The organism is Candidatus Rokuibacteriota bacterium, from assembly GCA_016188005.1.
GTDB lineage: Bacteria > Methylomirabilota > Methylomirabilia > Rokubacteriales > CSP1-6 > UBA12499.
Genome location: JACPIQ010000021.1, coordinates 1 through 5,599 on the forward strand (window position 1 = coordinate 1; position 5,599 = coordinate 5,599).

Annotated in this window: 6 protein-coding genes; 5 read left to right on the forward strand and 1 reads right to left on the reverse strand. The window is 70.1% G+C overall.

Annotated elements, in window-relative coordinates:
• The 3 genes from HYV93_05210 to feoB form a co-directional block, all read left to right on the forward strand.
• The coding region (locus HYV93_05210) for a hypothetical protein (protein MBI2525363.1) at window positions 1-241 on the forward strand (241 nt) is incomplete at its 5' end.
• Window positions 242-709: 468 nt separating this feature from the next.
• Complete coding sequence (locus HYV93_05215; protein ID MBI2525364.1) at window positions 710-1,378, forward strand: metal-dependent transcriptional regulator; 669 nt, start codon at window positions 710-712, stop codon at window positions 1,376-1,378.
• On the forward strand, window positions 1,375-3,390 hold the full coding sequence (gene feoB / locus HYV93_05220; protein ID MBI2525365.1) for a ferrous iron transport protein B: 2,016 nt from the start codon (window positions 1,375-1,377) through the stop codon (window positions 3,388-3,390). Before HYV93_05215 ends, feoB begins: the two co-directional genes overlap by 4 nt.
• An 11-nt stretch (window positions 3,391-3,401) precedes the next feature.
• On the opposite strand, the gene HYV93_05225 is transcribed toward feoB, so the two are convergent.
• Complete coding sequence (locus HYV93_05225) at window positions 3,402-3,563, reverse strand: hypothetical protein (GenBank protein ID MBI2525366.1); 162 nt, start codon at window positions 3,561-3,563, stop codon at window positions 3,402-3,404.
• A 199-nt stretch (window positions 3,564-3,762) separates the two neighbouring features.
• Between HYV93_05225 and HYV93_05230 the strand changes: the two genes are divergently transcribed.
• Complete coding sequence (locus HYV93_05230) at window positions 3,763-4,713, forward strand: DmsE family decaheme c-type cytochrome (protein ID MBI2525367.1); 951 nt, start codon at window positions 3,763-3,765, stop codon at window positions 4,711-4,713.
• Between the two features lie 24 nt (window positions 4,714-4,737).
• Window positions 4,738-5,599: MtrB/PioB family outer membrane beta-barrel protein (locus tag HYV93_05235; GenBank protein MBI2525368.1), on the forward strand; the 862-nt coding region annotated here is incomplete at its 3' end.

Sequence of the window (5,599 nt, forward strand, 5' to 3'; positions counted from 1 at the left end):
CGTGGTGGCGCTGGCGCTGGTCGGCGTTCTGCTGGCCCGGCGACCGGAGATCGGAGGGAAGCGCTCGCCGACTCGCCCCGCGCGGCTGGTCACGCTGGGAGCGGTGACGGCGATCGCGACCGTGGTCTTCGGCGCCGGCGTCTTCGCGTCGTACTCGTCCCAGGGGAGCTCGGCCTTTCAGGAGGGGCTGGCTCGGCATCTGGCGCAGGGCGGCGCTATCTTCTACGGCGCCTACTGGTGACCCGCCTGCACCGAGCAAAAGGCCCGGTTCGGGCCTGCCGCGAGCCTCCTGCCCTACGTGGAGTGCGATCCGAAGGGATTCAACCCGCGCCCAGACCTGTGCTCCCGCGTCGGGGTCAAGGCCTATCCGACCTGGGTGATAGGCAGCGACCGGTTCGAGGGCGTGGCATCGCTGGACAGGCTGGCCGAGGTGTCGAGGTACACGGGGCCGCGACAGTAGAAGGGCGCCAACGTGACCTGCCGCCCTCCGGGGCGGCGGGGTCACTGGGGCGCCTCCGCCCCGCTTGAGACGGTAGCACCACAGCCACGGGCGGCTCGACGCCCGGCGCGCGCGTCCGCCCGCTCGACGAGTTCTTTCTCCGCGGCAGGTTACCCCTCGCGTCTGCATGGCAAACCGTTTGCTCGCGTTGCCCCCCGGGGTTCCCGGGGCGAGCGTCGCTCTGACGGCTCCGGACACGGGAGGCAGCGGATGGCGAGTGGCGGGAGGCTTCCAGAGGCGGCGCTGCTCGAGTCTGTCGACGCCGTCTATCGACTCGACCGCGAGGGCTCGGCGACCATCGCGCGGCTCGCGAAGCGGCTGCATCTCGAGGAGGAGGCCGCGAAGAGCCGGGTGGTCGATCTCGAAGACAGAGGGCTCGTGAGCGCCGAGGGGCCGGACCGGCTCGTGCTCACGAAGGAGGGCGAGAGGGTTGCCCTCGGGCTGGTCCGGCGGCACCGGCTCCTGGAGCGCTTCCTCACCGATACCCTGGGCCTGCCGTGGCACCGGGTGCACGAGGAGGCCACGCGGCTCACTCCGGTGCTCGCCGACGACATCGCGGATGCCCTTGCCAGGCATCTCGGTGCTCCCGCGACCTGTCCCCACGGCAACCCCATCCCCTCCGCGGATGGAACGCCGGGTCGCGACGAGGGGACGCCGCTTCACCGCCTCCGCGCCGGCCAGAGCGGGACCATCCTCCGGATCGAGCGTGAGGAGCCCGAGGTCCTCAAGTACCTCGCCGCGCTCGGCCTCTTGCCCCAGACCAGCATCGAGGTCGAGGAGGTCGCGCCCTTCGGCGGCCCCATTCTGGTCAGGAGCGCCGGCTCCCGCTACGCGCTGGGCCGGAAGGTCGCCGCGCGCATCCTGGTGAGGCCCGCGTGAGCCTGGCGACCGGCTGTCACGCCACGATCGACCGCTGGCGCGCGGACGTCACGGTCCGCCTCGCTCTCGCCGGCAACCCCAATGTCGGCAAGTCGAGCCTCTTCAACTGGCTCACGGGGATGGGCGTGGCGACGGCGAACTATCCCGGTAAGACGGTGGAGGTCGCGCTGGCCACGACGCAGTTCAAGGGGCAGGAGGTCGGGATCATGGACCTGCCCGGGACCTACGCGCTCGGGTCCACCTCCGAGGATCAATGGGTCGCGCGCCAGGCGCTCCTGGACGCCAGGCCCGATGCCGTCGTGGCGGTGGTGGACGCGACGAGGCTCGAGCGGAACCTCTACCTGCCGCTTCAGCTCCTCGACATGGGGATGCCGCTGGTCATCGCGCTGAACCTCGTGGACGAGGCGTGGCGGGACGGTGTGCGCATCGACCATGGCCGGCTGAGCCGGCTCCTGGGCGTGCCGGTGGTGCCGACCGTGGCGGTGCGGGGCCAGGGGCTCGACCGGCTCATGGAGGTCGCGCTCGGCGAGGCCGGGAAGGGCGCCGGCGTCTCCATGCCGCGCTACGGGCTGGATGTGGAGGAGGCCGTCGCGAGCCTCGCGGATCTCCTGGTCAAGTCCGGGGCCCCGCTCCCGTGGGATCTGCCGGCTCGCGCCGTGGCCATCCTCCTGCTGGAGGACGACGAGGGAGCGCTCGGATGGGCGGAAGCGGCTCCCGGCGGCGACGAGATCGTGACGCACGCTCGGGCCGCCTCCGCCGAGATCGCCGGGCGCCACGACGAGCCCACGCCCATCCGCATCGCAAGGGAGCGCCACGGCCTCGCGGGGGACATCGCCGCGCGGGTGAAGTCCCAGGTGAGGGCCCCGTCCCGCGGTCAGGACCGCTTCTGGCGCTGGACGACGGCGCCGGCCACGGGCTTCCCCCTCCTCGGGCTGGTGCTCGTCGCGCTCTTCGCCGGGCTCTTCTACGTGGGCGACGCGCTCTCGATCCTGCTCACCGGGAGCTGGGAGGCGTACATCTCGCCGTGGATCCGTCTCGGCGTGCGGGGCGTCCTGGGCGAGGGGGTCACAGGCCGGAGCCTCCTCTGGGGCGTGGACGCAGGGGTCAACGCCGCGCTGGCGGTGGGGATCCCGTACATCCTGGTCTTCTACCTCATGCTCTCGGTGCTGGAGGACACGGGGTATCTCAACGCGGTGGCCTTCCTCACCGATCCGTTCATGCATCGGCTGGGGCTGCACGGGCGGGCGGTGATCCCGCTGGTGGCGGGCGCCGGGTGCAACGTGCCGGCCATCATGGCGACGCGCGTGCTCGCCACGGCGCGGGAGCGCATCCTCGCGAGCACGCTGGTCTGTCTCGTGCCCTGCAGCGCCAGGACGGCGGTGATCGCCGGCGCCGTCTCGAAGTACGTGGGCTGGGAGGCCGCCGTGGCCGTGTATCTCATCGTCGCCGCGCTGGGCTGGGGAGCGGGCTGGGGGCTCAACCGGCTCCTCCCCGGCCGCTCGACCGGTCTGGTCATGGAGATGTTCCCGTTCCGGACTCCACGGCTTCGCACCATGCTCAAGCGCACCTGGCACCGCTTCGCGGGCTTCGTCCGGGTGGCGATGCCCGTCGTCCTCGCCGGCAGCCTCGCGCTGGGGATCATCTACGAGACGGGGCTCGTCTGGGCCTTCACGGCGCCGCTCGCGCCCATCGTCGAGGGGTGGCTGGGGCTTCCGGCGGTGGCCGGGCTCACGCTGATCTTCGCGGTGCTCAGGAAGGAGCTGGCGCTGCAGCTCCTCATCACCCTGGCCGTGGCCCGCTACGGGGCCTCCGCCGGCGAGATCACGGCCTTCATGGACCGGGGCCAGATCTTCACCTATGCACTCGTGAACACGCTCTACATCCCGTGCATCGCCACCGTCGCCGTGCTCGCGAGGGAGATCGGGTGGAAGCGGGGCCTCGCCGTCTCCGGCTTCACGATCGCGCTCGCGCTCTTGGCCGGCGGGGTGGCGCGTCGGGTGATCGCCTTCTGACCGTCGGCCGGTCAGCGGGTCCGTTCCGCCACTTGGAGGAAGGCGACGAGATGGGCCATCTCTTCGGGGCGGAGCCTGGGCCAGGCCAGCTGTCGGCGCTCGGCACGCTCCGCCATGATGAAGCCGTGGTTCCACAGCCCCGCGATGACGGCAACGGGGCAAGTGAAGGCCAAGTGAAAGAATTCTCTTGACAGCTTTCCAGGCGGCGAAGTACCCTCCCGCCGCGAGGATGAACTCGCGCCGGGGTGTGTCGGTCGCATACCCGCTTCTCCGGGGACGTGCCGAGGCTTGCGGGGCGGAAGAGCGGCAGTTCTCGGTTCGTGAGCGCAGTCCGAGTGGGTACGCTGTCGGCGTTGCGAGAGGAGAAACCGCATGCGTCGCCTGATCAGGGTCCTCGGCGGTGTCGGAGTCCTGCCACTCCTGCTCCTCTTGACCTTGTTGTCGTCCTCTCATGCCCAGCAGCCTCCCCCCGGGTCCGCCGCGGCAAAACCCGCCGATGGCTATGTCGGCTCTGATGCCTGCCGGGCCTGCCACGAGGAGGTGGACCAGAAGTTCGCCGCGACGAAGATGGGACGCCTCATGCTGAAGCAGCCGCGAACCGCGGTTGAGCGCCTTGGCTGCGAGGGCTGCCACGGCCCGGGGAAGGCCCATGTCGAGGCGGGCGGAGGAAAGGGCGCCGGGGGTCTCATCTCGTTCAGCAGGAAGGATCCCACTCCCGTCGAGCAGCGGAATGCGGTCTGTCTGCAGTGCCACCAGAAGGGCGACCGGCTCTTCTGGCAGGGGAGCGCCCACGAGGCGCGGAACGTCGCCTGCACGAACTGCCACACGGTCATGACCCAGCACTCGCCGAAGGCGCAGCTCGCCAAGGAAACCGTGATCGACACCTGCGGGACCTGCCACCTCCAGACGCGCGCGCAGGTGATGTGCTCCTCGCACATGCCGCTGCGCGAGGGCAAGATGACCTGCACCTCCTGCCACAACCCGCATGGCACCGTCACGCAGACGCTCCTCCGGGAGAATTCGGCCAACGAGACCTGCTACACCTGCCATGCCGAGAAGCGGGGTCCGTTCCTCTGGCCGCATCCGCCGGTCTCGGAGTCGTGCGCGAACTGCCACGAGCCGCACGGGTCGAACCACGAGAAGATGCTCAAGGTCGCCAAGCCTCGGCTCTGCCAGCAATGCCACGTGGAGTCGCGCCACCCGACGAGCCCCTATGGCCGGGACCCCGGCTCGCCCAGGCAGACGCTGGGCCGGGCCTGCGTGAACTGCCATTCCGTCATCCATGGCTCGAACCATCCCTCGGGCTCTGCTTTCGAGCGATAGGGGGTCGACATGAGACCACACGCGATGGTAGGGCCGCTCGTCGCAGGACTCGTAGCGTTGACGCTGGCGACTCCCGCCGGCGCCCAGGTGCCCGCCGGGGGGTTCAGCTTCGAGGGCGAGATCGAGCTGGGGGGGCGCTTCTTCATCGACGAGCCCTCCGCGAGCCGGAAGGCCAAGCTGGAGGAGTACAGGGACCTGACGCCGGGGATGCTCCTCGAGCGACTGGACCTGCGGCTCTTCCGGCCTGACGAGAGCTACTCGCTCGAGTTCGGCGGCTCCAAGTGGGGCTATGACGACCAGGAGTTCTCCCTCCGCGCCGGGCGAATCGGTCGCTGGGAGTTCGGCTTCGACTGGGACCAGACGCCCCATATCTTCGCCACCAACGCCCGGATGCTGGCGACGGAGACGGCGCGCGGCGTCTACGTCCTCCCCGCGCGCGCGAGCGCCGCGGCGCTCTCGGCCGCCGAGAAGGCCAAGCACAACAGCGCCCCGGAGCTTGACGAGATCGGTGTCCGCTGGGACACGGCCAAGCTCTTCTTCTCGCTGACGCCGATACCCGCTCTCGAGCTGCGGGCGGAGTACAAGCGGATCAACAAGGAGGGCAACCGTCCCATCGGCATGGTGTTCGGATCACCCGGCAACGACTTCACGGAGTCGCTGGAGCCCATCGAGCAGACGATCAACGAGCTGAGGCTCAAGGCGAGCTACGCCACGGAGCGGTGGCAGCTCCAGTTCCAGTACCTCCTCTCGATCTTCGAGAACTCGGTCAAGAGCCTCACGGCGGACAACCCGCTTCAGGCCGGGGACGGGGCCTTCGCGGTCGGCACCCTCACGAGCATTCCCGGCTCCGGCACTCTCTCGCTGCCGCCGGACAACATGGCCCATA

Bases quoted from the DNA above. Each gene is read 5' to 3' on its own strand.
- HYV93_05215 (MBI2525364.1), top strand. From the start codon at position 710: ATGGCGAGTGGCGGGAGGCTTCCAGAGGCGGCGCTGCTCGAGTCTGTC.
- HYV93_05230 (MBI2525367.1), top strand. From the start codon at position 3,763: ATGCGTCGCCTGATCAGGGTCCTCGGCGGTGTCGGAGTCCTGCCACTC.